The organism is Mycobacterium sp. NGS24 (genome assembly GCF_059813065.1).
Genome location: NZ_JCALDW010000031.1, coordinates 18,524 through 42,519, shown reverse-complemented (window position 1 = coordinate 42,519; position 23,996 = coordinate 18,524). Strand labels below are relative to the sequence as shown.

The following is a 23,996-nucleotide window of genomic DNA, read 5'->3' as shown; positions in this document are numbered from 1 at the left end:
TGCGGCGGTGACGGGATGTACCACGCGCCTTCGGGTTTCGTCATCCAGAATCCCTACGGCCCCCGCGGTGACGCGATCAAGGGGTGCTTCGCCTGCCGCGGCCGGGGACATCGCTACGTCAAGGTCTCCAGCATCCGAGCCCGCGTCCGCCGCGACGTCAAGGCGACCCTGCAACGCGACGCCGACGCAGCCGCACACGCCGCGGCCGCCGCCCAGGCCGCCGCTGCCCACTTCGCCGCCGCCTGGGATGAAGCGCACGCCGAGCAGGACCATCGCGCCGCATTGAACAACACTCCGGCCGGCGCACCGGGCCAGAAGCTCGCCGGCCTGACCGGCACCGTCGAGGTGGCGACCGACATCGAGGTCGCAGGCTTCCGCGGCTACGGCACCGACCACAAGCGGCTGATCGTCGTCAAACTGCCCAACGGCCAGGTCCTCAAGACCTTCGGCACCGGCGCCACCCTCTACGCCGCCAGCCGCGGCGATCACGTCACCATCAGCGGCACCGTCAAGGAACTCAGCGACTACCGCGGCCAGCTGCAGACCGTCCTGACCCGCACGAAACTCCGCATCGAGGACACCGCACCGGCCTTCGACATCGCCGCCGGCGACCACATCGAGACCGGCGGCGACTGGTATCCAGTGCTGCGCGTCGACGACGACGAGGTGCTCATCACCGTCACCGCCGGCGAACGATCCTGGACCTCGCGGATCCGCCGCGACGCGATCACCGCCCACCGCCCCGCCTAACGGCCCAAAGCGACTTCCGCACAACACAACACGAGGAGACCCGCCACCGTGACCATCGAGATCATCCACACCGCCGCCGAGGGGACGCTCGTCCACGGCACCACCCGCGGCGACGGCACCAACACCGTGCTCAAAGCAACCGGATTCCGCTGGTTTCGCACCCTCTCCGCCTGGGGCGTCCCCAACAGCCGCGACCGCCAGCCCAACCTCGGCAAGATCGACCGAGCCGCAGCCGCCCTGCGCGACGCAGGCCACACCGTCACCGTCGAGGTGGACACCAACCACCGCGACGTCGCCACCGCCGAAGCCGACCGCGCCCAACGACAGAGCGACCGGGCCGAGGCCCTGTCCGCCAAGGCCGACCGGCGCGCAGCAGACGCCGCGGCCGCCTGGGAGGCCGAAGCGCGCGCCTCAGCCGCAGTACCTCCCGGCGGGGAGCCCATCAAGATTGGCCACCACAGCGAGCGCCGGCACCGACGCTCCATCGAGCGTGCCCAGCAGACACTGGGGCGGGCCGTCGAAGCCACCGACACCGCAGCCGAGGCAGCTCGCCGAGCCGACATCGCCGCAGCCACCACCGCCCACCGGCACAACCCGGTGACGGTGAAGAACCGCATCGACAAGCTCGAAGCCGATCAGCGCCGCGACGAACGCACCCGCGACGGACACCGACGCGTCGTGGCCCGCACCGAGACCGCAACCTATGTCGACGAGTTCGGACCCGCGGCCGGCGCCCACCGCGAACAGGTCGTCGCCCGCATCGCACAGCGCGCCGACGAGATCACCTACTGGAAAGGTATCTACGCCGCCCAGCAGGCTGCCGGCCTTGCCAATACCTACGGCCCCGACTCAATCACCAAAGGCGACCTGATCAAGAAGCGCGGCGCCTGGTACCAGGTGGTGCGGGTCAACCCGAAATCCGTCTCAGTGCAGGTGCAGGCCGGCGCCACCTGGACCCACAAGATCGCCTACCACGAGATCTCCGATCACCGGGCCGGCGATCCCCAGGTCTACACCGCCTAGCGGTACCGTTGCGGATGTCAACAGTTCCGACCTGTGATTCCCGACCTGCGCCCCTGGGCGTCACCGAAGCCGAGCAGGAAGCTCCCAGATGACCTGGACAACCGAACTCACCTACACCGCGGACGGTCTCACCGACGAGGACACCGCGGCGCTGGCGAAGGCCCTCGGCGGCGCCGACATCGCCTACGCGGCCGGGCGGCTGCGGGTCCAACTCGAAGTCGAGGCCACCACCCTCGAAGACGCCGCCCACACCGCACTGCGCACCGCGGCCGCGGCCACTGGACTGCTCAAGCCCAGCCGACTGCAGGTCCTGACCACCGAGGAGTTCCTCGATCAGGCCCTGCAGCCCACCACTCTCGACCTCATCGGCATCACTGAGATCGCCGCCGAGTTCGGGGTGTCCCGCCAGCGCGCCGGCAAGCTCGCCGACGCCGACGACTTCCCCCGGCCCGTCGCTCATCCCGCATCGGGGCGCGTGTACACCCGCGCGTCGGTCAAGGCCTTCCAGAAGAGGTGGGAAGAAACCCGCAACAAGGCCGGCGGACGACCCAAACGACACCTCGACGCCCCTTTGAAGAAAGCGAAGACGACCTCATGACCTTCCGCGTCGATCGCACCCTGCCCCATCACGCCGCCTTGGGCTTGGTCCTCTACACCCAGCCGCGGCGTCGGCCCACCCTCGACGACCGCACCCTCGGCCAGATCCAGCGGGACGCCGACACTGCCGGGTCTCCTGCTCGTGAGCACACGCACCTGCACCGCCGAGGCAGCCGCTAGCCGTACATGTCGACATCGCCCAGACTGAGCGCCGACGTCGTGGGTTGGGCGCGCACCGCGCACTACGTGACCGCGATCGCCGACGACGGCGACATCCAGTTGCGCTCCGAAGCCGGGACCCCCACGCGGTACTACATCCGCCGCCGCGGATCCAGCCGCCTCGAACTGACCCAGACCGATGACGGCGACATCGAGCAGCCACTGCTGTTCGTCGCCGACATCGAGGTCCTGGAGCGCTACCTCATCGGCCTGTTCGCCGACGACATCCGCGAAGACCTCGACCTGCCGTTCCTCGAACTCGCCTATGCAGCCCCGGATCTGGCGCCTGGCTACACCCTCAGCGACATGGTGCGCGGCTACCGCACACTCACCCGCACCGGCCAGGGCCCGGTCGCCGCGGCACCGGATCCGACGCTGAGCCTGCTGGCGCTGGTGCCGCTTTCTCATCTGATGGGGTGGTCTCTCACCGACCTCAAGCGCGCCTTCCTCAACCCTGCCGGTTTCCCACTTCTCCGCCAAGGCCGCTACGCCACTCGATAGCTCCTAGCCAAGCATCACCGGTGATGCACCGTGCATCACGCAGTGCTATGCCTTGTTACACCGAACAACGCCCACTGCAACATGTTTCGCGCGGCGAGCGTCGAGAAGGGCGTCTTAGGTTGGCCCCGCGCCGCCTGCTGCGAAACTGCGCTCTGCGAGCCTGCCGAACGCGGTTAGGATTGACGGGTGGAATCCGACAGCGATGCAGTAGTGGTACCCCTGCATCGGCGCACCCCGGACGCGGTGCCCGTCGGTCTGTTCACGATTAAGGACCTCGCCGAGGCCTGCGGTCTCCCCCAACCAGTCATCTCCCAACTGGTCCCACACACCAATACTGCCGCGGGTCGCCTCTACACCGAAGCGCAGCTGCGCTACGCCGTCGAGATGGCAGAGCAGTTTCGCTCGCCGAACCGCACCTAGCCGGAACCCGTCCGTCGCGGCAATCGCAGAGGATTTGCAGGGCTATCTGATGCCGTCAAGCAAGTTGAGCCTCGTTTGTGGAATAGCATGAAAGCTGTTGTTTTGCACTGCTTTTCGGCTAGATTCCGCGTGCAAGGTCGCGGAACGAGGCCATATGAAGGGTCGACGCGACAGTGCAAGTTCGGGTTGGGCCGTTGCGATGTTTCGCCAAAATCAGGTCGGCTTCACCGGCTCGGGGGCTGTCGCGGTCGTAGGCGTCGGGGCGGTTGATGAGAATCACCATGTCCCCGTCCTGCTCCAGCTGACCCGTTTCGCGTAGATCGGACAGCTGGGGCATCTTGTCGGTGCGTTGTTCGGGGCCACGGTTGAGCTGGCTGATCGCAATGACCGGCACGTCGAGTTCCTTGGCCATCAGCTTGAGGCTGCGGGAGAACTCCGCGACTTCGGCCTGGCGGGATTCGACCCGCTTGCCCGAGGTCATCAGCTGCAGGTAATCGACCACGATGAGCCGTAGGTCGGTCTTCTGTTTGAGCCGGCGGGCCTTGGCGCGGATTTCCATCATGGTCAGGTTCGGGGAGTCGTCGATGAACAGGGGCGCGTCGCTGATCTCCCCCATCCGGCGGGCCATGCGGGTCCAGTCGTCGTCGCTCATCCGTCCCGAGCGCATGTCGGCCAGTTTGATCCGCGCCTCAGCCGACAGCAGCCGCATCACGATCTCGGACTTGCTCATCTCCAGGCTGAAGATGACGCTGGGCATTGCGTGTTTGATCGAGCAGGATCGCATAAAATCCAGTGCCAGCGTGGACTTCCCGTGGCCAGGTCGGGCCGCGACGATGATCATCTGTCCGCCGTGCAGGCCGGTAGTCACTTCGTCGAGTTCTGCGAAACCGGTCGGCACTCCGATGGCTTGATTGCCGCCGGATTGGATGGCGTCGATCTCGTCCATGGTCGGTTGCAGTAGATCCTCCAGCGCCACCATGTCGTTGGCGCTGCGGTCCTCGGTGACGTCGTAGATCTCGGCTTGGGCGCGGTCGACGACCTCGGCGACATCGGCTCCGTCGGCGCCGGCGTAGCCGTACTGCACGACGCGGGTGCCGGCCTCCACCAGGCGGCGCAACACCGCCTTCTCGGCGACGATGCCGGCGTAGTAGCCGGCATTGGCGGCGGTGGGCACCGTGGCGATCAGCGTGTGCAGATACGGTGCTCCGCCGACGCGCCGCAGAATTCCACGGCGGTCCAGTTCCGCGGCGACGGTCACCGCATCGGCGGGCTCGCCCTGGCCGAAGAGATCGAGGATCACGTCGTAGATCTGGCGGTGGTTGGGCCGGTAGAAGTCCGCCGGCCGCAGCTTCTCCAGCACGTCGGCGATCGCGTCCTTGCTCAGCAGCATCCCGCCCAGCACCGACTGTTCGGCCGCCAGATCCTGCGGTGGTTGACGGCCGTCGTCGAGATCGGTGTACGGCTCGGGCTGTTGCCGACGGCGGGCGCGGGCCGGCGCTTCATCTAGATCGGTCATGCCGAGATCGCCTCCTCGTCGAGTTCGGTGTCGTTGTCCCCGGTGGCCAGGTCGGCGGCGATGTGTGGCCAGCACCGGTCACAGACGGTCGCCATCGACTTCAGCGGCAGCTGCGGCCGGAAAACGCCGCGGTCGGAACCGCACATCACGCAGCTACAGCCACCACTGATCGCCAGGTCCATCAGCAGATCCGCGCTCAGCGATGTCGCGGCCGGAATGGGCTGGAGCTCAACGCTTTCAGGTTCGGGCTCGTAGCTGGCCAGCACATCATCGGACCAGCGCGCCAACGCCTCGGCCAGGGACAGTTCCGGGAACTTGGCTCTCGCCCTGCGGGCCACCACGGCGAGGGCGGCCATCGGGTCGGTGACGGCCCGCTTGAAGGTGACCTCGCTGGCCCGCAGCGCCTTTTCACGGACATCCGCGCTGGTCACCGCTGCCAGGTCGGAGAATCGGCGGGTCTTGGCGTCTTCGGCTTCGGTGCGCGCCGCGGCCGCGGCCGCGGCGTCCCACCGCTGCTGCAGCGGCTGCAGCCGAGGACCGGAGCCCACGATGTTGCGCTGCATCCGCCAGATCGCGAGTTTGTATGGACGTTGCACGTCAGCAGGCATTTCGGCAGTGAGCACGTCGAGGATCTGATCGGCACGCCAACCGCGCTTGAGGCGCTGCAGGATTTCGCTTCCGAGCTTCCACCGCAGGTGCTTGGGGAGGTTGGCCATCGGCGCGGGCAGCCCGTCCATGACGGTTTTGAGTTCGCCTTTGGGAACCTTCACCCCGGTCGGTCGAGAAGTCTCGTGCTGCTGGTCGTTCCGGAGGGTAGGGAGGTAATTCTTTTGGTCTATATAAGGAAGCGGCTCGGAAAAGGTGACGGATTCGGGCTTGGAGCGGCCGCTGTAGTCGACGATGACCCGCTGAGAATCGTCCCGTTCGAGCACCTCGATCCCGTCGGTGAACCGGGCGTGGATGGCGATGAAGGCGTGCTTTCCGCGGCCCTGCGCGGGCCGGTAGACGATCAGTTCGTCGGCCGCCAGGCTCGCTAGGGCGCGCCCGATCGTCTTGAGGTCGTAGCGGCGCCCGCCGGCCGTGGCGATGGCGTCGACGAGCTGCCTGAGGCGCATCTGATCGTCGGTGATCTTCGACCACTGTGTGCACAACAGCGTGAGCACGGCCGCCAGGACCAGTCGCCGCGAGCCACGCAGCCCCAATGAGGCGGCATGGGATCGCACGCGTGCGGTGACGGTCGTGGCGTCGTCGAACGCGATCCGCTCGCGCGGCGCGCGTTTGGGCGCCCTCATCGCTGAGGTCCAGGCGCGGCTGTCGCGCCGGAAAAGGCGGTCCGCTGCCGGTTCTGGCAAACGGATTTACGGGGGTTTCGACCTCCGCGACACGCCCATGAGGGTCCTGCGTTGACGCAGGTCACGGGGTGTAGAGGCGAAACCCCGGTCACATGTGTTGATCTGTGTCCAGGGTAAGCGCTACCCTGAGAACTACCTACCACGGTGTTCTCCCTGTTACGGCGGGGACCTGAGAAACGAAGTTGGCGCTTCGGATCTCGCGAGGCTCGGAGTTGGCGCTCCGAGGAAACGGTTTGGAACTTCTCCCAGAAACACCCCCTCCGGGGGCACTCTGTCCTCTGATCCCGCTATTGAATTTTTGAGTCGTCCCCTTCCACGGGAACGGTTAGATTCGCTAGTCAAACCTCCTTTACCGAGTCGTTACCGTCCATCCGACCACGCCATTGGCCGGTGATCTTGGATTGACACGACCCCACGGCGGCGTTGCCGACGCCACCTGGGGAGATGTCGCAGTAATTGCCACCCGTCACAGCAGTCACAGGTAGCGCTGACGCCAGGTGCTCACAGCCCATGCCAGGGCCTCATCGGTCAATGAGCCGGCGATGTAGCGCTCCAGCTGCAGGTCCCGGTCGTCTCCGGCGTCTCTGCGCAGGCCCGCCCATACTGCGGCGCGACTGATCCACTTCTTAACCACGCAGGCCTCCCTCGGAGTCGCTGGATTCCGCGGCGGCGGAGATTCCGCCGCCGCGCAATGCACGGCGCAGCAGGGCCGCGTACGCGTGTTTGGTCATCGGCGGCGCCATCGACTGACCGAGTTCGGCCAGCGCGCCGTCGGGGTTGCTGATGCGGTGCTTCAGCGCCCGGATCCACCGGTCCCGGTGCGCCGATGGCCGCTGTCCCTGCAGTGTCTCCAGCGCGATCCGCGCCAGCACGGCCTGTGTGCGGCCCGCCGCGGCGGCCTTCTGCCGATTGTTCTGCGACCCCACCTCGGCCAGGCGCGGGTTGTTCGCGATCACCGGCACTCCTCCCGGCCCTTGACCGCAAGGCCGTAGTGGTCGGCCAGCGCGAGCAGCGTTGAGCACGGCGAGGCCACCACGCATTCGTCGGTGGTGACGCCCTCCCACTCCCCGGCCCACGAACCCGCGGTGAACGAGCACTCCTGGCACACCACGGCGGCGTGCGGGCACCGCGACGCGCTCGGACCGTGCGCCGCCGACAGGCCGGCCTCGCTGCACTTGGCGCAGACGGTCAGGACAGGGCGGTGCCGTGCGGCATGCGCGAGGAGGTCCGAGCGGTGCCCGGCTTGCGAGTCGGGGCCGGGTGTGGCGTCAGCCAGGATCGAGGTGAAGATGTCGCGCAGCAGCTCGCCGCGGCGGTCTCCGCCGGCCTCGGCGGTGTACAGGTCGATCTCCTGCTCGACGGTGCCCCGATTGAGCGCAACCACCCAGCTGCACCGCTCGCAGCGCAGCCGCGTGAGCCACCGGCTGCCATAGGTGAACGGTCCGAGCTTGGCGATGACCTGCACCCGCGCACCACAAGGTGAAAAGGCCTCCACCTCAGCGGGATTGCGGCCTGCCGCCTGGGCGCTGCTGATCCGGGGAAACAGCATCTCCAGGTCGATGGCGTGATACCCGCACCCCGACAGGGCCGCTCCGATCGCGAACCGGTGCTGCTCGTAGTCGATCGCGGCGCTCATGACAGCGCTCCGGGGTCCTGGTCGCCACCGAGCACGGCAGCGGAATCCGACAGCAGCCGCGGCCACCGCGGATCCACGTCGAGCATGTCGCGGTGCGCTGCCGCGGTCAGGCACTGCAGCGGGGTGTCGCCCCGCAGGTACAGCGGATGGCGCGGTTGCTCACCGGCCGTCCAGCCCAACACCGCCACAGACCCGCCGGCAGCTGCCGCGATCCGCCACAGCCGGGTGGCCACCGACCGCGCCCGCACCGGATCGGCGTGAGCACCCCAGGCGAACACGATCACGTCATGGGCGGCCGCGGCCCGATCCAGGTGCTCGTCGTTGTCCGGGCCGACCGGATCAGCCACGGCGGCCAACTCTTTCGGGTGCGGGGTACGTGCGGCGTAGAGGTTGGTCAGCGTCACGGCGTCGTAGCCGAAGTTGCGCGCGAACCGGACATCACGGCGCGTGGTCGGGTCGTCGTGGTGCTCATCGGCATCCGACGGGTTCAACGACACGAACATCAGCGCCGGCCCCGAACCCCACCGCCGGGTCAACCAGTACCGGTAGCGCCGGTCCTCGGAGAAGCCTGCCGCCGACTCATTGTGGGCCAGATGCGGCAGATGCAGATCCAACGTCAACGTCACCACACACCCCCGTGTGATCCAAAACTGTTGTGCCTCATGCGCTCTTCACCACCACCAACGAGGGCCGCGGCCGCCACGGGCCGCTGCCGCGCTTGCCTCCAGCCACGACCGTCAAAGCGGGAGCCCCACCGCCGGCGGTGTAGACGGCGTGGCACTGCGCGCAGCGCGGCATCCCGGCCGCGTGCCAGGCGGTGCGGCAATCCCCGCACAATCCGCGCCGATAGGCCTCGTGCCGGTCGGCTGGAATCCCGCTACCTGGCGCCGCCGGCGCCCGCCGCGGGGTCCCCGAGAACTCTGGCGGGGCACTCACGCCGCACCCTGCTGCTGTGCCGCGGCGGCGATGTCGGGCCGCCCGCTGGTCCTGCGTTGCCGGGCGATCTCGCGCTCACGCTCACTCTTGGTCAGCGCACCCCAGATCCCGGAGTCGTTGCGGCCCTGGTTTAGGCCGTAGCTGCGGCACTTCTCCAGCACCGGGCAGTACTGGCAGATCGCCTTGCACTCCCTCTGCATCGCCGGGCTGCGGGTCGACCAGTCGTACTCGGGGAACTCCCCACACGCCCCGTCGAGCGCGAAGTCCTGAAGGGTCACCTCGGGCTCGGCGGCCAACGGCTCCGGGCATTCCTTCTCCAGATACCGGCTCACCGACCGGGTGCTGACCCGCAGGTGATCGGCGATCGTGTCGATCGACTGCCCCCGCCGGTGCATCCGGTGTGCGGTGATGCGGTGGTTGATCCACCGCGCATTCGGCCGTCCCCCGCCAGTACTCATGACTGCTCTCCCATCGAGTTCGTCTCGCGCAGGCGCCGGTACTCCGCGGCGACTTCTGCGACGCCAAGCTGCTCCAATGCGCCGGGGACATCCGCCGGCGCGATCGCCGCGCGCGGATCCCCGTCGGTGGGCTTGGCAGTGATTCCCAACCGCGACATCACCGCGGTCAGCGTCAGCATCATCGGCGCGCTCGGGCACGCCACCTTCAATCCGTGACCGTTGAACACCCCGGCGGCGTGCACTGCGCCGCGGCTGATGCCCAGCGCGGCCGTCATCCCCTGCCCGAACACCCACCGTCCGTCACGAAAGCCGTACCGGCCCAACACGATCTGCGGGTTGAGCACCTCGACGGTGCCGCCATCGCCGCCGACGTCGATGAGGTTGACGTCCTTGTTGGACAACACCTCGGTCAGCCACAGCGCGGTCGGGCCGTGGTCGAAGCGGATCCGCATCCGGGTGCCGATCCGGCGCACCGTCGGGGTGAACGCCAGCAGCGCCGCCGCGTGCCGGGCGCGCACCTCGGGCTCCTCGGCGACCGCGCACAGGTGCAGTCGCGCCGAGGAGGTCAGCGACGCGAACGTGGAGCTGCGCGGCGGGCGGCGCCGTGCGGGCGTCGATGTCGGGCTCATGCCGACACCCCCAGATAGGCCAGGTCGTCACGGGCCGAGGGAAGGCCGGCGATCACCCGCAGCTCCTCCATGGCCGTGGCCCGCCGGCCGGCGTTGGCGGCGATGTTCTGCGGCAGGTACACCCCGGCGTAGGTGCCGGTCTCTGCGTCGCTGAACACCGCCTCGCCCGCGCACCGCTCCCTCACCGGGCACCGTGCGCACATCCGCTGAAGTTCCTTGCGCAGCAGCTCATGCGGCCGACGGTCTGACGTCCACATCTCCGGTGCATCCGAGGTCTCCAGGTAGCACACAGCCCGCTTCTGCCACTCCATCTCGGCCGCCGCGCTCATCGGACCGACACCGCCACAGCCGTCGAGGAAGTGGTGATCTCGGCGATGAACCGCACCGCCATCGCGGCCACACGGGCGGCGATCGGGCGCGCGGGCTCATCGAAGCGGATCGCCGACCACAGCGCATCGAACTCACGCTTGAGGTAGCCGAACGCCTCGTGACTCGATGCGCACTGCCGTCCCCGCGGGCCCACCAGGGCCATGGCGTCGTGCTGCTCAGCCGCCGCTGCGCGGCACCGCTCCACAGCGCCACCGGGGCCGTCGGGCTCGTAGAGGTCGGCGATGAACCGCAGCGCCATTGCCCCGACCTGGGAGGCCTCGGCGCGGGCGCGTCCGATGTGATTGCCGCGGATCTCGTCCCACAGCTCGTCGACTTCTTCGGCCAGGACCATGGCGCCCTCTTCGGGAGAACGCCAGATCCGCGGATACTCGGCCAGGCTGCCGGTCAACTCGTCCCAGATCGCCAGTTCGGCCTGGTGGTAGCGGGCTTCGGGGTCGCTGGCGGTGCAGGCGCTGGCCAGCAGGTATGGGGTTCTCATGCGGGGATCGCCTCGCGGTCGAGGCTCAGGTGGCGCACGCATTCGCTGCAGGCGTCGTCACCGGGCACACAGGCCGAACCGCAGATGGTGCACGCGCTGGTGCACGACCGGCAGGCGAGCTGCCCGTCCACGCGCACCGGCTCCACCGGTGCCTTCCCGCACATCGGGCAGTCGTCGAAGATCGACGGTTTCCAGCTACCGAGGCCCAGATCGGCCTCGTCGGAGGCCGGAGCCGCGCTGCGCACCGGGTTGGTGCAGGTCAGCACAGAAGATCGGACAGAAAGGGCCGGAACTCTTGCTTCCGTTGAGGCGTAGCCTCTACCCTGAGATTGACCGAGCAAAGTCATCTCTCCTTAGTTTGAGGAGACCCGGACGCGAAGTTCCCGCTTCTCGTCCACCCCCTGAGACAGCCCCTACGGGGGCTTCTCTGCTATCTGGGGAAAGGTCACCGCTATGAAAATGTCTGACGAAGTGCGCCGTGGCAGTGGGCGCAGCTAGAGCAGCAGCGGTATCACCACCTTCGAGATCAGCTGTGCGCCAGGCATTCAGACCACCCGGCCCTCTCCTGCAGCGGCGTCACCGATGACCCGCTGCACGAATGCGCGCTGGCCTGAACCGAGCCGCGCGAGATGGTTGGCCAAAGCCGATGCCGCAGTTCCGTCGTCGGGCATATCGCCGGGGTAGATCACCAGGGCGGACTCGCCGCCGACGCCGGGAACCTCGGCGATGAAACCGTGGCGGGCCACCGCATCGCCGCAGGCGTAGAGCTTCCAGCGGTGCTGCTTGAGGATCACTGCCCACCAGTAGGCCATCCGCACTGCCCGGTCAGGCTGTTGTACCCAGCCGGGCAGATAGCGGGTGTTGGGCTTGGCTGGCGTCGCCATCAGGCCCACCGTGCGCAACTGCGCGACGGCCTCCTCGAGTTCGGCGCCCCACCCCAGCGAGCCGAGCCGCCAGACGGACTCGACCAACACGTCGGCCAGCGTGCGGGGCATCTGCGGCTTGTCGTCATGGCGCCGCACCACCGAGACGACCTGATACGAGGCCAGGCGGATGCTCACCGTCGCGGTCATCGTCACGGCGTCGAACCGCGCGTCGACCAGGAGGTCGCCGCCGGCCTGCAGGTCCTTGGCCCACCAGTACAGCGGCCGGATCGCCTCAGCGGGCGGCTGCAGCGGCCGCACCGCGGGGAGTAAGTCGTAGCGGGCCTCGAAGCCGGCCAGTTCGGGCATGCGAGGCGTCGGCCGTGGTGCGTGTACGCGGGGCAACTTCACCGAATTCCTCCTCATCATGACGGGCTTGCTGACACCATACTCTAATCTAAGACGATAATGTAAGACGGCAACATTGACAGATTTAGGGAGCACTCGGTGAATCTGTTCGACTATGAACCGCGGCGCAGACCTCGCATGACGCGTCGCGTGCTGCGCGGATTCGACGCGCAAGCCTTCGCCGAGGCCCGCCGGCAGAAGGGCATCAGCGTCAGCGACCTGTCCCGCCTCGCTGACGTCTCCCAGGCCACCGTCTTCAACTGGGAATCTGGCAAGAGCACGCCGCAGGTTGATCTTCTGGCCCGCGTCATGCGCATCCTCGACGCCCCGATTGAGCGCGTCGTCACGATCCCCGCGGACGACCGCTATCCCGGCGACTGGCGCGTAATCAGGGGCCTCACCCAGCCCGAACTGGCCGCCGCGGTCAAGATCCCGACCACCACACTGCGCGGCATCGAGCGCGCAGATGCCGCGCTGACCGACGGCAACGCCGACAAGCTGTCCACCTACCTCGGGATCAGCGTTGAGGAGTACCGGGCGGCGTACCAACGTGCCCGTGAGCGCCCGGCCGGCGCCTCCGTCTAGCGGTCGGTGCGAGTTCAGCAAACCGGTATTCGCAAAAACTGGCAGTACACGACGAAATCCGCAACGCTTCGGACGCGACGCGCCAGGGTTCGCCGAAGACACCAGCAGCGCGGCAAAATGCCTGCTGGCGAGGTCGTTCACCCCCATGTCGCCTCCTAGGTGAATTACGCTACCGCCCCCCATGGGGTGGTGTGCACACCAAAATTCCAACAGTCCGGCAAGCAGAAGTCACGAAAGTGGGCAAAGGAAAATACGACAACTCAACGGTAACGATTCGATAACAATCGACCGGGGCGCTGATTTCGCCGGTTCACATGAGCCCTACCGGTAGCCCGCCAATGACCCCACAACGCACCCGAGACACCCGATTCCACGAGTTGTCAGTGCCGGCGATCAAGCTGGACCCCATGACTTCTGGCACCGAGTTCGTCGTCGTCGACGTCGAGACGTCCGGCTTCGATCCCGGCCGCGCGCGCGTGCTGAGCCTGGCCGCGCTGACCGTCACCGCCGACGGAACCGTCATGGACTCCCTGCACACCCTGCTCGACCCCGGCGTGGATCCCGGACCCACCGACATCCACGGTCTGACCGCGCCGATGCTGGCCGGCCACCCCGACTTCGCCGACATCACCGCCGAGCTGGCGCCGATGCTGCGCGACCGGATCCTGGTCGCCCACAACGCCGGCTTCGACTACGCGTTCCTGGCCGCCGAAGCCCAACGCTGCGCCGCCGACCTGCCGGTCACCGACGCACTGTGCACGCTCGAACTGGCCGGCCGGCTCGACCTGGGCCTCGACAGCCTCAGCCTCGCCGCCCTGGCCGCCCACTTCGGCGTCGCTCAAGCTCGCCCCCATGACGCACTCGACGACGCCCGAGTTCTCGCCGAACTGCTTCCACATCTGCTGCGCGCCGCCACCGGACGCGGCATCACCCTGCCGATCCGCGCGGCCACCACACTGCCCCCGGTGCTGCTGCGCCCGGCCGCATAGAACCGGCCGAGCGTTTGGCCGCCGTGTCGCTTCGCGGCGTTACCGTCGGCCCATGCAGCACAGTCCCTCACACGTGACGCGGCCACAGCTGATTCACCTCTACGCCGCGAACCTGGCGTGCGCCTTCATCGTGGGTCTCACTGTGGCAGCACCGATTACGGGTGCGACGTTCATGGTCGCCCTCGGCGCGAGCTGCGTGTCCGAGGCTGGCTGTTCAGTTCCAACCTTCGTCGACCAGCTGGTACCTGTCGTCGGCGTGATCGCCTGGGCGCTCACCGCCGTGAACGTCGGAGTACTCCAGATCCGCACACTGCGCCGCACGGTCTCGGTGCGCCCGGCGCTGACGTTGCCCATCCGATGAGGATCCGGCGCAGCGGGTGGGTGGCCATTGCCGCGGCCATCGTGGGCGCCGCGACATGGCTGCACCCCACCCTCGTCCAGGACGTCACCACGGCGCCGTCCTACGCCGAACCCGCCGCCGTCAGCGGCGACGTCGCCGCACTGCTGCAGCAGGTTCGCGTCATCGACAGGCTCCCCGCCGTCGACGGCTATGACCGTGGCTGCGGCAAGGGCGAGGGGTGCGTGTTCGGGCCCGCCTGGAACGACCCCAGCGACCGATCCGGCTGCGACGCGAGGAACAAAATTTTGGCTTCCTCGCTGCGCGACGTCACATTCAAACCCGGTACCCGCAACTGCAAAGTCACCGGTGGCGTACTCGACCCCGACCCTTACACTGGACAACGAATACCGTTGCAGGACAAGGGAATAGAGGTGGATCACGTTGTGCCGTTAGCACGCGCCTTCGCGCTCGGCGCCTGGCAGTGGGATCCGCAGCAGCGCCAGATCTTCGCCAACGACCCAATCGAACTGATCCCGGTATCCAAGGCCGCCAACCGCCAGAAATCAGACTCCGGCCTCGACGAGTGGCTGCCCACGTTCCAGCCGTGCGCCTACATTCAGCGCTACCTCACCGTCGCGGCCAAGTACCAGCTGCCGATTACCGCCGCCGAACACACCGTCGCGACCACCACCTGCCCGGCCGCCGCGGCGGCACCCGCCGCCTGATTTCAGCCCGGTAACTCCCATACCGCCGCCGGCGACGCCCTGCCAGAATTGTGGCGATGGCCGCCACACCGCTGACCGAGATACACCTGCCCGAGCAGGCTCTGTCCGAGCTGTCCGGCGTCGACGAAGACCAGTGGATCCTCGACCACGCAATCAGCGTCGGCCGGCCGTGGTGGACCAAAACGCTGTCCGAGCACGGCCTCGACGACACCCTCACCGGGGAGACGATCCGCCGCGCCGACATCTTCGCCCTGGCCGACGCCGCCGCTGACGATCCCACCGCCGCACTGACCCTGCTGTGGAACGCGCTGGCGTGGGGCAGCGGGGACAAACGCCGCAACAACAAGGCCCGCATCGCCGCGGTCGCCACCCACCCCGAGGCCGCCGCCGCGCTGCTCCAGCAGGCCGCCGCACTGAGCCGCACCGACCCGCAGGCCGCCTACGAACTGCTCTACCCGCGCAACCGGACCGCCATCGCCGGACTGGGCCCAGCGTTCTTCACCAAGTACCTCTACTTCGCCGGCGGCGGCGCGGCCCACCACCCGTGCGCCATCCTCGACGAGAACGTCGCCCTGGCCCTGCAGAGAACCTGCGGCTGGGCGTCACTTCCGCTCAGCGGTTGGCTGCCCACCGCCTATCAGCGCTACGCCACCCTGCTGGGCATGTGGGCCGACGAGCACCACCTCACGCGCCGTGACTCGATCGAACGATGGCTGTTCGAGGCGGGCAAAACCACACCGCGGCGGCCCACAGCCGGAGGCCCGGCATGACCGTTATCGACGACCACCTCGACACCGACACCTGGTGGCAGAACATCTACTCCGGCGACACCCTCACCGCGCCGCTGCACCAGGTCATCGACGGCCTCGACGAGATCGCCGCACAACCCATCCCCTACAACTGGCTGCCCGGCCGAGCCCGCACCTTCTACGGCGCGGACTTCACCACCTTCGGCGACCTCGCCCAGGAATCCATCACCACCCTCATCGACCGCCCCAAGGGCGGCGTCGGCACGGTCAAAGCGATCCTCACCGCCGCCCGCCACGCCGTCGAGCTGGCCCGCACCACCCCGGCCGGCGCCGTCGACGAAGACCTCACCACCTCCATTCGCCGCATGCTCGATCGCCTTTCCGACTACGACCACACCGTGCTCGCTGCGCGCGGCTGGGCGCTGGACCCGCAAACCATCCCGGTGACCGCCACCCAGCTCGGCGTCGCACCAGTCAACATCCAGCGCAACCAGCCCCGCGCCCTGCGCCGGCTGACCGATCTGCTCACCGACCCCACCCACGCCGCGATCACCGCCGCCGCCGCCGAGCTACGTCGTCGCCTCGGCCCGCTCACCTGCGAACAGGTCGCGCGCCGAGCCCTCGACGAGGTGGGCCTGGACCTCGGTGACGACGCCGGGCAGCTGCTGCTGCACCTCGCCGGCCCCTACGCCCGCAAGGACGCGTGGCTGGAGGACACCAGCGTCGACGGCCTGGCCACCGCGACCCGCGCCGTCGACGTCGCGATCGCCGAACACGGCGCCCCCACCCACGAACTGCTCACCCGCGCACTCGTCGACCTGGGCATCTCCACGCGCACCGCGGACACGTTTGTCAACAGCCGGCCAGGCCTGCGCCGATTCGGCGACAAGTGGGTGCGTTGGGGATCGACCACCGTGGAGAAGTCCGAAGCCGCCCTGCATCTGTGTGCAGTCCCTTCCTCGGCGGCCCGCATCGCCGACACCATCGGCGACGGCTGTCACGAGCGAGCTGTGCGTGACGCGCTCTATCACGACCGCCGGTTCGTCCGGACCACCAAACAGAACTGGGCGCTGCGCCGCTGGGGCCTTCCCGAATACACCGGGGTGTTCTCCGAGATCGCGCTACGCCTGCAAGCCCACCGCGCGCCGGTAAGCACCCAGTCCATCATCGACGACCTCACCGCCGCGTTCCCCGACGTCGCCGAATCCTCGATCCGCTCCTACCTCAGCGCACCCGCATTCATCATCGAAAAGGGCAAAGTGCGCCGGCGCACCAAACGCGACGGCTGGCCCGCCGTCGCCGCCCTCAACACCGTGCGCGGAGCCTTCCGCAATGGACCCAACGAAATCCGCGTCGCGCTGCCGGTCACCTTCGAGCTACTCCGCGGCTCCGGGCAGACCTTCGCCCCAGCCTTGGCCACCGCCTTAGGCATCCACCCCGAGCAGCAACGCCACTTCACCGGATCACTCACCGACATCACCCTGTTCTGGCGGGAGAACGCCCTCAACGGCGCCAGCGTCGGATCGCTACGCGGCCTGGCCACCACCCTCAACGCCACCCTCGACGACACCATCGTGCTGATCTTCAACACCGAAGCCGGCACCGTAGAGGCCACACTGCTCAGCGCCGAGCACGACAACACCACACGCCTGAAGTCGCTCCTCGGCACCTCAGCGGACGACCCCGCCGCCGCGCTCGCCGAAGCGCTCGCCTGCACCCCCGAACAGCTCCGCCCGCTGCTGGTGCGCCGCGGTGAAACCCAGCTGCTGGCACCGCACGAAGTAGGGCCGACGTCGCCCGACGAGCAGAAGCGGTGAGCCGCCGCCAAGGCGTCCCCTGGGCGGCCACCAGCGTCCCCGAGATCCGCCGGCAGTGGTGCAACGCCCTGGACCACACCGCCGAACGATTCACCTCTGAAGGCCTGTCCCCACCAGAACCCGGCACACCCGGTAGCCGGCGCCTGGAGCGCATGCAGTCCAAGCTGGCCGCCGAAATGGAGATCATGAAGGCCGAGACGCGCGCCATCGGTGAGGCCGAAATGTTCTGGGTGGCAAGAGACATGGTGGACACCGCCCTCGACGCCGCAGCGACCCTGCCCGAGTGGACACCGGCGTTGGCCTGCCCCACACCCAACGGGCTGCTGTGCTGGGCCAAACCCGCCGGCACCGTCCCTTTCGGCCCAAGACCCACCGCCACCACCGACGTGCCCTGGGATGCGGTGTGGTGGTGGATGCGGCCCGACGGAATGCTGCACATGTCACCGTCGAGCCGCTTCACCAAACACTCAGACCTCATCGCCCCGTTCCAGATCGCCACCCCGCTGTGGTCCGCGCACACCATCGTCATCGACCCCACCCAGCCGCGCACCGAGGAAGCCAACGGCACCGAAGCCGCACACCCGTTCGTTTCCGTCGTCGGCGCCGCCTGGCTGCTGATGGGACAACCCGCGGTCACCGAAACCCGCGCGATCACCGACACCACCGCAGCACCCCGCCTCGGCGGCCGCGGCCCAGAGGTCGCCCCGCCGCCGGCGGTCACCCTCATCGACATACGCCGCCCCCAGCGAGCGCCGCACGACCCGTCGGAGGCCACCGGCGAACGCCAGTACAACCGCCGCTGGTGGGTGGGCGGGCACTGGCGCCAGCAGGCCTGCGGCCCCAACCACAGCCAACGCAAACCGATCTACGTGGCGCCCTACATCAAAGGGCCCGAGGACAAACCACTGTCCAGTGAGCGCGTCAACGTGTGGCGGCGATGACCGACACCCGCGAGCGCCGCATGCGCACCCTGGCCACCCGCATCAGGAACTGCACCGCCTGCGACGGCATGAACATTCCGCAGATCACCCAAGCCGCGCCCGGTTACGGCTCCGCTCAATCCCCGGTAATGATCGTCGGCCAAAGCCTGTGTGGCCCGTGCATGGCCACCCAGATCCCCTTCACCGGCGGCAGCGGCCGATTCCTCGACCGTGCTCTCGACGCCGCCACGCTCACCAAAGAAGCCGTGTTCACCACCAACGTGGTGCACTGCCACCCCCCGAAGAACCGGCCCTCACTGCCCCACGAGATCGACAACTGTCGCCCCTACCTGGCGCGTGAAATCGCCATCGTGGCACCACGGTTGATCATCGGTCTGGGCCGAGACGCCCGCGCCGCGCTCGAACTCCTCCAGCCCGCTGCGCCGGTCCTGCCATGGCCGTTCACCCGGCCCCGCAAGACCCCTGCCGCCACCGACCCGACGCTGCTGGTGTTCGCGCCCCATCCGTCGTGGATCGCCCGCCAACCTCGCCCCGTCCAGGACGACTACGTGGCCACCCTCACCAAGGCGCTGCGCTGGGGATTCGCTTAAGACCCACTACCACTACCACTCCCACGGCAGGCGAATCTCCGCCAATGCCATGGCACCGCCGGCTTGAACGCGCTGCCGGTGTCGCCTCAACCAGTCCATATGGTTCGGGTAGAAACCCGGTCTTGTCCAGGCACTCTCGAGTGAACCCGCCGGTATCCGTGGACGTCCGTTCAAACCCGGATAATTGGGCGGAAACATCAGGTACGGCTGTCCCTGCTCGTCAAGCACCATCTCGGACCCGTTATCGCTCGGGAACAGGAAGTGCCACGGCCACCATCGGCCGAGCCACCGAAAATCGTCGTCGACATAACCGCGGGACCGCGACAGCGGCGGCGCACGCAAGTACCCGTCCTCGAAATACTGCGGAGTCGAATCCGACCAAAGATAGTCCGCGGCCAACGCTTTGATGATCTGGCGGGCATTCGGCAGCGCGGCGCCCTCTACAACCTCAACAGATACTGCCGTGACAGGACCGCGGAACCGCACGCCGAGGGTGGGGAAATCCGGATCGACCTCAGCTGCGAGTGAGCCCGGCCTGATCTCGCACACCGCGTTGCCCCCACCGAGCACACTGAACGCCAGCGCCACCTCACGCGACCTACTCGCGTAGACGTACTCCCGGCACTCGGGTGACGCGTCGGCACGCACCGCGTGGCCACGCATCTGCGCCGTTTCAATTCGCCGCACGCTGAACGGATCGAGGCACAGGCCCAGGCCGTGCCAATACCGGACCCGTCGGCCCGGCTTCCTTTTCTTGGTCATAGCGACTCCGCGAGCGTGGGCGCCGGGAGCCGGTAGATCTGCGGCCGATCCGAGCCCAGACGTCCAGCGTTGACCATCACCGGCGCGATCCGCACCCGTCGCGTCTGCGTCCGGCCCGGCCCGAAATGCTGACGCCGCCAGTGACCGCGGCGGCGGTGCGGCGCGGTGGTGCGCCCGGTCGGCTCCCCCTTGGCCGTCGGCTGTGGGTCCGCCGGCGTCGTGGCCGCCACGTTGAGCACGTGCACCGAGTCCTCAGGGCGCTTCACCGCACCGGAGCTGGGCGCGGCCACGGACTCCTGCTCGTCCTCACCGCGCTTGTGACCGGGCCGGTGCCAGTCCGCCCAGGCGGCGACCGCCGCGGCGTTGGCGACGAGATTGGCGTAGCTCGTCGCACTACGAGAGGCCGGGATGACCCAGCGACCCAGAGTTGCGCCGGCCGTCGCCGACGGGATGGCCACACACCAGCCGAACAGGTCATCCAGACGTCCGTGCGCGTCGGCGAGCAGCAAGACGGCCTCGATGTGCGCGCCTCGCGCAGCTATCGCATCCCAGAACGCTGGAAGCGGCGACTGGAAGTTGTTGGTGGCGCCGATGATCATCTCGCGGCCGTCCGGCAGTTCCCGTCCGGAGCCGACCAGGTGGTCGATCCACCGCATCCTGGGATCATCGCGCAGCACCCCGTTGTCGATGGCCGGCAGCCGCGCCGGCTCGGCGAAGGTCACCAGCACCTGGGCGAAAGGCATCCGCAGATCCTCGACGTCCTCCCCCGACAGGGGCTCGGAGTCCAGGTAGGCCATGGTGTGTCCCGGCGGCAACCAGAACGGAACGGCCGATGCCGCCGCCACCGCGATCCGTCCGTTCGTCACCGTCCGGTGCCGGCCCCATGCGCCGACCGCCGACACCGCGTACCAGGCCTGCATCGCGGCGGCATCGGCCGGCGAAGGATACGGCGAACTGCCGGCCACCAGAGACGGAATCTGCGACCGCGACGCCGCCGTCACGTTGTGCTGCAGACTGCCGATGAACGCATCCGCAACCACCCGCGCTCCCGCTGCGGTGGCCTTGTCGCGCAGCGCCGCCGAACCGGTGGACAACTCGGTCACAGCGGGCACCGCGGCCGGCGCATCGACGGTCACCGCCACACCCTCCGGACAGCCACCCAGCATCCGAGACAACGGATGACCGGGGTCGGCGGCGATGTTCAACCACGGCGGCGGTGACTTGAAAGCGATCACCGCGGCGGTGTCCGCCGCGAGATCATCCATGTAGGCGTCCCACGCCGGGCCGTCGACATCGGTCACATCGCCGGGCAGCACCGTGCCCGTCGAGTAGGCCACCGACTTCGCCAGCGCCATCTTCTGCTCGGCCGTGAAGTCCAGCGCGGCGTCCTTACGGATGCCCCGCGCACGCTGAATCGCTTCGGTCTGAACGGTGCTCAGATGCGTGGAGACCACACCCTCGGTCAGATACGCCCGGTTGCCGGACAGGATCGCGTAGAACGACTCCGGCCCAAACCTTTCCCAGCCCCAATCCCCGATCCGAGACCAGTGACGGGCCAACTCCCGCGTCGCCTCGTCGAGCTGGCGCGACGCCACACGAATGGCGTCCCGGTCGACAGCGATGCGCTGCAGCTGCGGCGCGCACACCGCATCCCGCGCCGCGATCGCAGCGCTCAGCTCAGCGCGCAGTCGGGCATCCAACTCGGCGCGTTCCCGCGCCGTGGCCAGCCGCGCCAGCTCCTCGTCGAGCTGGGCTCGCACCTGCGCCAAATCGGTGGCCAGCTGCGCCGCGTCCTGATTGTGCTTGCGCTGCTTGTACTTACCTCTAGCCATCGACGTGGACCTCCTCGGGCAAGATGCTGTGCAATCCCGCCGCAATGAGACCCCGCGCGACCTGCGCGCGCCGTTCCCGCACCGCGGGCAGCCCCTCGGCGATCGCGTCACGGTGGCTCAGAACGTACGCCGGCGCCTCGTCGAGCAGATCCGCCACGCGTTCCACGTTGCGCGCGATCGTGTCTACGTGGCGCCAGTGCTTGTGAAACTCCTCGATGTCGGCGGCCACCTTCTCGCGGGCCTCTTCCAGCAGCGGGTTGGTCACCGCATCGCGATCCCGATAGGCCCGCGCTGTAGCCGACCGTAGGGCGTCCGGATTGGCCAACCCCTGCTCAAGGCTGGAGCGTTCCTTGATGGTGGCGCGCACCTGCTTCTGCAGGCGCTGCAACTCCTCGACATCCTCGGCCATGGCATCCCTCCCGCTCCGTGTTGCCGGCGTCGATGATGCTCCCCGAGTACGACACACCCCGCCCGCGCCGCCGTGTCCAACTCACCCGCAGAAAACCGGTGCCTGTCGGTGTCCGCATCCGGCTTTAGCATCACTTCTACCGCAGCACCACGGAGCTGGCGCACATGTTCGGGACACTGCACGCCAGCCACAACGGCAACCCGTACCGGGCCCGGCTGCGCGACCGCGAAGACATTGACCTTGAGCCAGAAGGGCAGGCAGCATGACCGGTCCGAGCCTGTTGGACGCCGCGGGCATCGACAACAGTCCGCTGCTGATGGTGGTCATCGGCGCGGTAGGTGTGCTGGCCGCTCTGGGGCTGCTGCGATTGCTTCGACGCATTAAGCGGCTGATCTGGATTGCCGCGGTATTAGCCGCCGCAGGCGGCGCGGGCACAGGCGGGGGCTGGGCCTTCCTCGACGCCCTCAAGACGCTGCGCTGAGACTGTGCGTCCCTAGAATCCGAACGCAACACGACGAGGTGAACATGCTTGAAGCCATCCACGCCAGCCACAACGGCAACCTCTACCGGGTCCAGCTGCGCGATCGGGACGACATCGCCGACCTGGTGCGCGAGCACCGCCTCGAAACGGTCGGCAGCCGCGACAACAGCGTCGTCTTCTGGTTCACACCATCCACCCACTGCTCCCACATGCAGCTCAACAAGCAGGCCACCGAACTGCTGCTGATGAGCACCGCATTCACCGCCCGCCAGGTGCCGCTGCTGCGCGGCAATATCGTCATCACCGGCAACGACGGACACGGTAACCCCGCCGAACTCACCCCTGCACAGATGAACAGGCTCATCAACAGCGAACCAACCGGCCGCCAGGAGTGGATCCTCAGCTGGCGGTTCACCCGCGACGAACGCGCCCGCCGACGCGCCTCCCGTTCCACCGAAGCCACCCGGATGGCCGCCATCGTGCGGTCCTGGCGGTAGCGCCGAACACCACCGACGGCCGCCGGCAGGCCGGTACCGTTCCGGCATGGCAGCCGAGCGCCGCGCCAACAAGGCCAACCCCACCCGCGAACGCCGCGCCGCGGCCAAGCGCCGCGCCGCCAAAAAGGTCGCTCCCACCGAACACCGCGGCCCGGTGTGCTCGTCCTGCGGCTACTTCCCTGCCGACCTCACCTCGACCGGCCTGCTTCCGCTGCACAACACCCCGCGCGGCGGCCGCTGTCACGGCACCAACGAGAAACCCATCACCGCGGTCGTCCCCGCCTGGCTGAAACCCGGAAAGTACGCACCAGCCTTCGGCACCCGATCCAAAGGTGTCCGCAACACCGCACCACCACCACGCACGCCCGGCACCCAGACCCCCAAACTCACCGACCGCACCGATCTGCCCGATAGCCGCGCCGACACCGACCGAGTACGTCATCCCGGCACCGTCTCCGGCGGCGCGCCGAGCCTCGGCCGGCGCCGCTGATGCCGCGTCGCTCACCCTGGCTCGACGAACGCACAGCCCTGCTGATCAGCCTGCTCACCGACCGCCACCACCTGCCCATGACCGACGGCCTCGAAGACGCGGTACGCCAAGACATCAGCGACCACCTCGACTTCGTAGCCCGCATGATGCGCATCGGCCGCCAGGCCGCCAAGGTCTACGTCACCGACGACGTGATCGGCGAGCTGGCCGGCCGCATCGCCGCCGGCGTCGCCGAAGCACACGGTGTCGTCGACCTCACCACCGAACGACGCAAACGCCGCTAACCCGCAGACGCGCGACGCTGCAGAGTCGTTCGCCACGACCCTCAGCGTTCGCCGGGCTGGCTGTCGTCTCCACCGCCTGCCTCTCGCGGCGGAGCGGAGACCCCCACACCGGTGTGGCCGGGCCAGCGCCTGATGAGCGCCACGACGGCGGCGATGAATGCGGCCACAGCCGCCCCGACGGCAGGCAAGCCGTCGGTGGACCCGGTACGCAGGACTACCACCGCGCACAGCACCAGGTAGGCAACAAAGCAGCCGGCGATCATGAGAGCAATCTGGGTCACAGCGTTCACGGTTCGTCCCTTCCATTGGGTGAAGCGAACCCAGTGAAC

34 protein-coding genes and 1 pseudogene are annotated in these 23,996 nt (G+C 68.2%); 18 read left to right on the top strand and 17 right to left on the bottom strand.

The features are described 5' to 3' along the window. The 6 genes from AC5Y6Y_RS25090 to AC5Y6Y_RS25065 form a co-directional block, all read left to right on the top strand. The coding region (locus AC5Y6Y_RS25090) for a hypothetical protein (RefSeq protein WP_499930737.1) at nucleotides 1-750 on the top strand (750 nt) is incomplete at its 5' end. Between the two features lie 48 nt (nucleotides 751-798). Beyond that, nucleotides 799-1,773, top strand: a complete 975-nt coding sequence (locus AC5Y6Y_RS25085; RefSeq protein ID WP_499930735.1) for a DUF3560 domain-containing protein — start codon at nucleotides 799-801, stop codon at nucleotides 1,771-1,773. 88 nt (nucleotides 1,774-1,861) lie between these two features. After that, nucleotides 1,862-2,371 carry a hypothetical protein gene (locus AC5Y6Y_RS25080; protein WP_499930733.1) on the top strand — a complete coding sequence of 170 codons (510 nt, stop codon included), beginning with the start codon at nucleotides 1,862-1,864 and terminating at the stop codon, nucleotides 2,369-2,371. Beyond that, entirely contained in the window at nucleotides 2,368-2,550 is a 183-nt protein-coding gene (locus tag AC5Y6Y_RS25075; protein ID WP_499930731.1) for a hypothetical protein, read from the top strand. Before AC5Y6Y_RS25080 ends, AC5Y6Y_RS25075 begins: the two co-directional genes overlap by 4 nt. A 6-nt stretch (nucleotides 2,551-2,556) precedes the next feature. Beyond that, complete coding sequence (locus AC5Y6Y_RS25070; protein WP_499930729.1) at nucleotides 2,557-3,090, top strand: Imm61 family immunity protein; 534 nt, start codon at nucleotides 2,557-2,559, stop codon at nucleotides 3,088-3,090. A 186-nt stretch (nucleotides 3,091-3,276) separates the two neighbouring features. Beyond that, the gene (locus AC5Y6Y_RS25065) at nucleotides 3,277-3,510 is read left to right on the top strand and encodes a hypothetical protein (protein ID WP_499930727.1); all 234 of its coding nucleotides are present in this window, start codon (nucleotides 3,277-3,279) and stop codon (nucleotides 3,508-3,510) included. A gap of 118 nt (nucleotides 3,511-3,628) precedes the next feature. Here AC5Y6Y_RS25065 and dnaB read toward each other — a convergent pair. The 13 genes and pseudogenes from dnaB to AC5Y6Y_RS25000 form a co-directional block, all read right to left on the bottom strand. Next, nucleotides 3,629-4,957: pseudogene (gene dnaB, locus AC5Y6Y_RS25060) on the bottom strand (replicative DNA helicase); the annotation flags it as partial. A 65-nt stretch (nucleotides 4,958-5,022) separates the two neighbouring features. Continuing rightward, entirely contained in the window at nucleotides 5,023-6,318 is a 1,296-nt protein-coding gene (locus AC5Y6Y_RS25055; protein WP_499930725.1) for a hypothetical protein, read from the bottom strand. Between the two features lie 535 nt (nucleotides 6,319-6,853). Beyond that, nucleotides 6,854-7,012: a hypothetical protein gene (locus AC5Y6Y_RS25050; RefSeq protein ID WP_499930723.1), complete on the bottom strand. Its 159-nt coding sequence runs from the start codon at nucleotides 7,010-7,012 to the stop codon at nucleotides 6,854-6,856. Further along, the gene (locus tag AC5Y6Y_RS25045; protein WP_499930721.1) at nucleotides 7,005-7,334 is read right to left on the bottom strand and encodes a helix-turn-helix domain-containing protein; all 330 of its coding nucleotides are present in this window, start codon (nucleotides 7,332-7,334) and stop codon (nucleotides 7,005-7,007) included. The genes AC5Y6Y_RS25050 and AC5Y6Y_RS25045 overlap by 8 nt, the downstream gene beginning before the upstream one ends. Further along, nucleotides 7,331-8,014 carry a hypothetical protein gene (locus AC5Y6Y_RS25040; protein WP_499930719.1) on the bottom strand — a complete coding sequence of 228 codons (684 nt, stop codon included), beginning with the start codon at nucleotides 8,012-8,014 and terminating at the stop codon, nucleotides 7,331-7,333. Before AC5Y6Y_RS25040 ends, AC5Y6Y_RS25045 begins: the two co-directional genes overlap by 4 nt. Beyond that, nucleotides 8,011-8,640: a DUF1643 domain-containing protein gene (locus tag AC5Y6Y_RS25035; RefSeq protein WP_499930717.1), complete on the bottom strand. Its 630-nt coding sequence runs from the start codon at nucleotides 8,638-8,640 to the stop codon at nucleotides 8,011-8,013. The genes AC5Y6Y_RS25040 and AC5Y6Y_RS25035 overlap by 4 nt, the downstream gene beginning before the upstream one ends. 34 nt (nucleotides 8,641-8,674) lie before the next feature. Continuing rightward, entirely contained in the window at nucleotides 8,675-8,950 is a 276-nt protein-coding gene (locus AC5Y6Y_RS25030) for a hypothetical protein (protein ID WP_499930715.1), read from the bottom strand. Continuing rightward, the gene (locus tag AC5Y6Y_RS25025; RefSeq protein ID WP_499930713.1) at nucleotides 8,947-9,408 is read right to left on the bottom strand and encodes a WhiB family transcriptional regulator; all 462 of its coding nucleotides are present in this window, start codon (nucleotides 9,406-9,408) and stop codon (nucleotides 8,947-8,949) included. Before AC5Y6Y_RS25025 ends, AC5Y6Y_RS25030 begins: the two co-directional genes overlap by 4 nt. Then, nucleotides 9,405-10,037, bottom strand: a complete 633-nt coding sequence (locus tag AC5Y6Y_RS25020) for a hypothetical protein (RefSeq protein ID WP_499930711.1) — start codon at nucleotides 10,035-10,037, stop codon at nucleotides 9,405-9,407. Before AC5Y6Y_RS25020 ends, AC5Y6Y_RS25025 begins: the two co-directional genes overlap by 4 nt. Beyond that, nucleotides 10,034-10,366, bottom strand: coding sequence for a WhiB family transcriptional regulator (locus AC5Y6Y_RS25015; RefSeq protein ID WP_499930709.1), 333 nt, complete (start codon nucleotides 10,364-10,366; stop codon nucleotides 10,034-10,036). Before AC5Y6Y_RS25015 ends, AC5Y6Y_RS25020 begins: the two co-directional genes overlap by 4 nt. Beyond that, on the bottom strand, nucleotides 10,363-10,905 hold the full coding sequence (locus tag AC5Y6Y_RS25010; RefSeq protein WP_499930707.1) for a hypothetical protein: 543 nt from the start codon (nucleotides 10,903-10,905) through the stop codon (nucleotides 10,363-10,365). Before AC5Y6Y_RS25010 ends, AC5Y6Y_RS25015 begins: the two co-directional genes overlap by 4 nt. Then, entirely contained in the window at nucleotides 10,902-11,171 is a 270-nt protein-coding gene (locus AC5Y6Y_RS25005) for a hypothetical protein (RefSeq protein ID WP_499930705.1), read from the bottom strand. Before AC5Y6Y_RS25005 ends, AC5Y6Y_RS25010 begins: the two co-directional genes overlap by 4 nt. Before the next feature lie 279 nt (nucleotides 11,172-11,450). After that, nucleotides 11,451-12,179 carry a hypothetical protein gene (locus AC5Y6Y_RS25000; protein WP_499930703.1) on the bottom strand — a complete coding sequence of 243 codons (729 nt, stop codon included), beginning with the start codon at nucleotides 12,177-12,179 and terminating at the stop codon, nucleotides 11,451-11,453. A 135-nt stretch (nucleotides 12,180-12,314) separates the two neighbouring features. Between AC5Y6Y_RS25000 and AC5Y6Y_RS24995 the strand changes: the two genes are divergently transcribed. From AC5Y6Y_RS24995 to AC5Y6Y_RS24960, 8 genes are all read left to right on the top strand, one after another. Beyond that, entirely contained in the window at nucleotides 12,315-12,761 is a 447-nt protein-coding gene (locus AC5Y6Y_RS24995) for a helix-turn-helix transcriptional regulator (RefSeq protein ID WP_499930743.1), read from the top strand. 407 nt (nucleotides 12,762-13,168) lie between these two features. Continuing rightward, nucleotides 13,169-13,750, top strand: coding sequence for an exonuclease domain-containing protein (locus AC5Y6Y_RS24990; protein WP_499930701.1), 582 nt, complete (start codon nucleotides 13,169-13,171; stop codon nucleotides 13,748-13,750). 52 nt (nucleotides 13,751-13,802) lie between these two features. Further along, nucleotides 13,803-14,111, top strand: coding sequence for a hypothetical protein (locus tag AC5Y6Y_RS24985; protein ID WP_499930699.1), 309 nt, complete (start codon nucleotides 13,803-13,805; stop codon nucleotides 14,109-14,111). Continuing rightward, a complete protein-coding gene (locus AC5Y6Y_RS24980) occupies nucleotides 14,108-14,815 on the top strand; it encodes an HNH endonuclease family protein (protein WP_499930697.1) in 708 nt (235 codons plus the stop codon). Before AC5Y6Y_RS24985 ends, AC5Y6Y_RS24980 begins: the two co-directional genes overlap by 4 nt. Nucleotides 14,816-14,871: 56 nt before the next feature. After that, a complete protein-coding gene (locus AC5Y6Y_RS24975; protein WP_499930695.1) occupies nucleotides 14,872-15,585 on the top strand; it encodes an 8-oxoguanine DNA glycosylase OGG fold protein in 714 nt (237 codons plus the stop codon). After that, on the top strand, nucleotides 15,582-17,381 hold the full coding sequence (locus tag AC5Y6Y_RS24970) for a hypothetical protein (protein ID WP_499930693.1): 1,800 nt from the start codon (nucleotides 15,582-15,584) through the stop codon (nucleotides 17,379-17,381). The genes AC5Y6Y_RS24975 and AC5Y6Y_RS24970 overlap by 4 nt, the downstream gene beginning before the upstream one ends. After that, nucleotides 17,378-18,322, top strand: a complete 945-nt coding sequence (locus AC5Y6Y_RS24965; protein WP_499930691.1) for an AcrVA2 family anti-CRISPR protein — start codon at nucleotides 17,378-17,380, stop codon at nucleotides 18,320-18,322. Before AC5Y6Y_RS24970 ends, AC5Y6Y_RS24965 begins: the two co-directional genes overlap by 4 nt. Then, the gene (locus tag AC5Y6Y_RS24960) at nucleotides 18,319-18,912 is read left to right on the top strand and encodes a uracil-DNA glycosylase (RefSeq protein WP_499930690.1); all 594 of its coding nucleotides are present in this window, start codon (nucleotides 18,319-18,321) and stop codon (nucleotides 18,910-18,912) included. Before AC5Y6Y_RS24965 ends, AC5Y6Y_RS24960 begins: the two co-directional genes overlap by 4 nt. A gap of 12 nt (nucleotides 18,913-18,924) precedes the next feature. Here AC5Y6Y_RS24960 and AC5Y6Y_RS24955 read toward each other — a convergent pair whose 3' ends face one another. The 3 genes from AC5Y6Y_RS24955 to AC5Y6Y_RS24945 are packed head-to-tail and all read right to left on the bottom strand — an operon-like array spanning nucleotide 18,925 to nucleotide 21,915. Further along, nucleotides 18,925-19,674, bottom strand: a complete 750-nt coding sequence (locus AC5Y6Y_RS24955; RefSeq protein WP_499930688.1) for a hypothetical protein — start codon at nucleotides 19,672-19,674, stop codon at nucleotides 18,925-18,927. Then, the gene (locus AC5Y6Y_RS24950; protein WP_499930686.1) at nucleotides 19,671-21,506 is read right to left on the bottom strand and encodes an AcrVA2 family anti-CRISPR protein; all 1,836 of its coding nucleotides are present in this window, start codon (nucleotides 21,504-21,506) and stop codon (nucleotides 19,671-19,673) included. The genes AC5Y6Y_RS24955 and AC5Y6Y_RS24950 overlap by 4 nt, the downstream gene beginning before the upstream one ends. Continuing rightward, nucleotides 21,499-21,915 (bottom strand): hypothetical protein, encoded by a 417-nt coding sequence (locus tag AC5Y6Y_RS24945; protein ID WP_499930684.1) that lies wholly within the window; start codon nucleotides 21,913-21,915, stop codon nucleotides 21,499-21,501. Before AC5Y6Y_RS24945 ends, AC5Y6Y_RS24950 begins: the two co-directional genes overlap by 8 nt. Before the next feature lie 262 nt (nucleotides 21,916-22,177). Here AC5Y6Y_RS24945 and AC5Y6Y_RS24940 point away from each other — a divergent pair, with 262 nt between their 5' ends. Genes AC5Y6Y_RS24940 through AC5Y6Y_RS24925 form a run of 4 tightly spaced genes read left to right on the top strand, consistent with a single transcriptional unit; the run spans nucleotide 22,178 to nucleotide 23,667 of the window. Continuing rightward, the gene (locus AC5Y6Y_RS24940) at nucleotides 22,178-22,396 is read left to right on the top strand and encodes a hypothetical protein (RefSeq protein ID WP_499930682.1); all 219 of its coding nucleotides are present in this window, start codon (nucleotides 22,178-22,180) and stop codon (nucleotides 22,394-22,396) included. A 44-nt stretch (nucleotides 22,397-22,440) separates the two neighbouring features. Beyond that, a complete protein-coding gene (locus AC5Y6Y_RS24935) occupies nucleotides 22,441-22,893 on the top strand; it encodes a hypothetical protein (RefSeq protein ID WP_499930680.1) in 453 nt (150 codons plus the stop codon). Between the two features lie 46 nt (nucleotides 22,894-22,939). Continuing rightward, nucleotides 22,940-23,383 carry a hypothetical protein gene (locus AC5Y6Y_RS24930; RefSeq protein ID WP_499930678.1) on the top strand — a complete coding sequence of 148 codons (444 nt, stop codon included), beginning with the start codon at nucleotides 22,940-22,942 and terminating at the stop codon, nucleotides 23,381-23,383. Further along, nucleotides 23,383-23,667: a hypothetical protein gene (locus AC5Y6Y_RS24925; protein WP_068004041.1), complete on the top strand. Its 285-nt coding sequence runs from the start codon at nucleotides 23,383-23,385 to the stop codon at nucleotides 23,665-23,667. The genes AC5Y6Y_RS24930 and AC5Y6Y_RS24925 overlap by 1 nt, the downstream gene beginning before the upstream one ends. A 41-nt stretch (nucleotides 23,668-23,708) precedes the next feature. On the opposite strand, the gene AC5Y6Y_RS24920 is transcribed toward AC5Y6Y_RS24925, so the two are convergent. Further along, complete coding sequence (locus AC5Y6Y_RS24920) at nucleotides 23,709-23,948, bottom strand: hypothetical protein (RefSeq protein WP_082902521.1); 240 nt, start codon at nucleotides 23,946-23,948, stop codon at nucleotides 23,709-23,711. Nucleotides 23,949-23,996: the final 48 nt, after the last annotated feature.

Excerpts from the sequence above, each read along its gene's own strand:
- AC5Y6Y_RS25080 (WP_499930733.1), top strand. The coding sequence starts at position 1,862 with ATGACCTGGACAACCGAACTCACCTACACCGCGGACGGTCTCACCGAC.
- AC5Y6Y_RS25075 (WP_499930731.1), top strand. The coding sequence starts at position 2,368 with ATGACCTTCCGCGTCGATCGCACCCTGCCCCATCACGCCGCCTTGGGC.
- AC5Y6Y_RS25070 (WP_499930729.1), top strand. The coding sequence starts at position 2,557 with ATGTCGACATCGCCCAGACTGAGCGCCGACGTCGTGGGTTGGGCGCGC.
- AC5Y6Y_RS25055 (WP_499930725.1), bottom strand. The coding sequence starts at position 6,318 with ATGAGGGCGCCCAAACGCGCGCCGCGCGAGCGGATCGCGTTCGACGAC.
- AC5Y6Y_RS25040 (WP_499930719.1), bottom strand. The coding sequence starts at position 8,014 with ATGAGCGCCGCGATCGACTACGAGCAGCACCGGTTCGCGATCGGAGCG.
- AC5Y6Y_RS25025 (WP_499930713.1), bottom strand. The coding sequence starts at position 9,408 with ATGAGTACTGGCGGGGGACGGCCGAATGCGCGGTGGATCAACCACCGC.
- AC5Y6Y_RS25020 (WP_499930711.1), bottom strand. The coding sequence starts at position 10,037 with ATGAGCCCGACATCGACGCCCGCACGGCGCCGCCCGCCGCGCAGCTCC.
- AC5Y6Y_RS25015 (WP_499930709.1), bottom strand. The coding sequence starts at position 10,366 with ATGAGCGCGGCGGCCGAGATGGAGTGGCAGAAGCGGGCTGTGTGCTAC.
- AC5Y6Y_RS25010 (WP_499930707.1), bottom strand. The coding sequence starts at position 10,905 with ATGAGAACCCCATACCTGCTGGCCAGCGCCTGCACCGCCAGCGACCCC.
- AC5Y6Y_RS24995 (WP_499930743.1), top strand. The coding sequence starts at position 12,315 with ATGACGCGTCGCGTGCTGCGCGGATTCGACGCGCAAGCCTTCGCCGAG.
- AC5Y6Y_RS24990 (WP_499930701.1), top strand. The coding sequence starts at position 13,169 with ATGACTTCTGGCACCGAGTTCGTCGTCGTCGACGTCGAGACGTCCGGC.
- AC5Y6Y_RS24985 (WP_499930699.1), top strand. The coding sequence starts at position 13,803 with ATGCAGCACAGTCCCTCACACGTGACGCGGCCACAGCTGATTCACCTC.
- AC5Y6Y_RS24980 (WP_499930697.1), top strand. The coding sequence starts at position 14,108 with ATGAGGATCCGGCGCAGCGGGTGGGTGGCCATTGCCGCGGCCATCGTG.
- AC5Y6Y_RS24975 (WP_499930695.1), top strand. The coding sequence starts at position 14,872 with ATGGCCGCCACACCGCTGACCGAGATACACCTGCCCGAGCAGGCTCTG.
- AC5Y6Y_RS24970 (WP_499930693.1), top strand. The coding sequence starts at position 15,582 with ATGACCGTTATCGACGACCACCTCGACACCGACACCTGGTGGCAGAAC.
- AC5Y6Y_RS24960 (WP_499930690.1), top strand. The coding sequence starts at position 18,319 with ATGACCGACACCCGCGAGCGCCGCATGCGCACCCTGGCCACCCGCATC.
- AC5Y6Y_RS24955 (WP_499930688.1), bottom strand. The coding sequence starts at position 19,674 with ATGACCAAGAAAAGGAAGCCGGGCCGACGGGTCCGGTATTGGCACGGC.
- AC5Y6Y_RS24950 (WP_499930686.1), bottom strand. The coding sequence starts at position 21,506 with ATGGCTAGAGGTAAGTACAAGCAGCGCAAGCACAATCAGGACGCGGCG.
- AC5Y6Y_RS24945 (WP_499930684.1), bottom strand. The coding sequence starts at position 21,915 with ATGGCCGAGGATGTCGAGGAGTTGCAGCGCCTGCAGAAGCAGGTGCGC.
- AC5Y6Y_RS24940 (WP_499930682.1), top strand. The coding sequence starts at position 22,178 with ATGACCGGTCCGAGCCTGTTGGACGCCGCGGGCATCGACAACAGTCCG.
- AC5Y6Y_RS24935 (WP_499930680.1), top strand. The coding sequence starts at position 22,441 with ATGCTTGAAGCCATCCACGCCAGCCACAACGGCAACCTCTACCGGGTC.
- AC5Y6Y_RS24930 (WP_499930678.1), top strand. The coding sequence starts at position 22,940 with ATGGCAGCCGAGCGCCGCGCCAACAAGGCCAACCCCACCCGCGAACGC.
- AC5Y6Y_RS24925 (WP_068004041.1), top strand. The coding sequence starts at position 23,383 with ATGCCGCGTCGCTCACCCTGGCTCGACGAACGCACAGCCCTGCTGATC.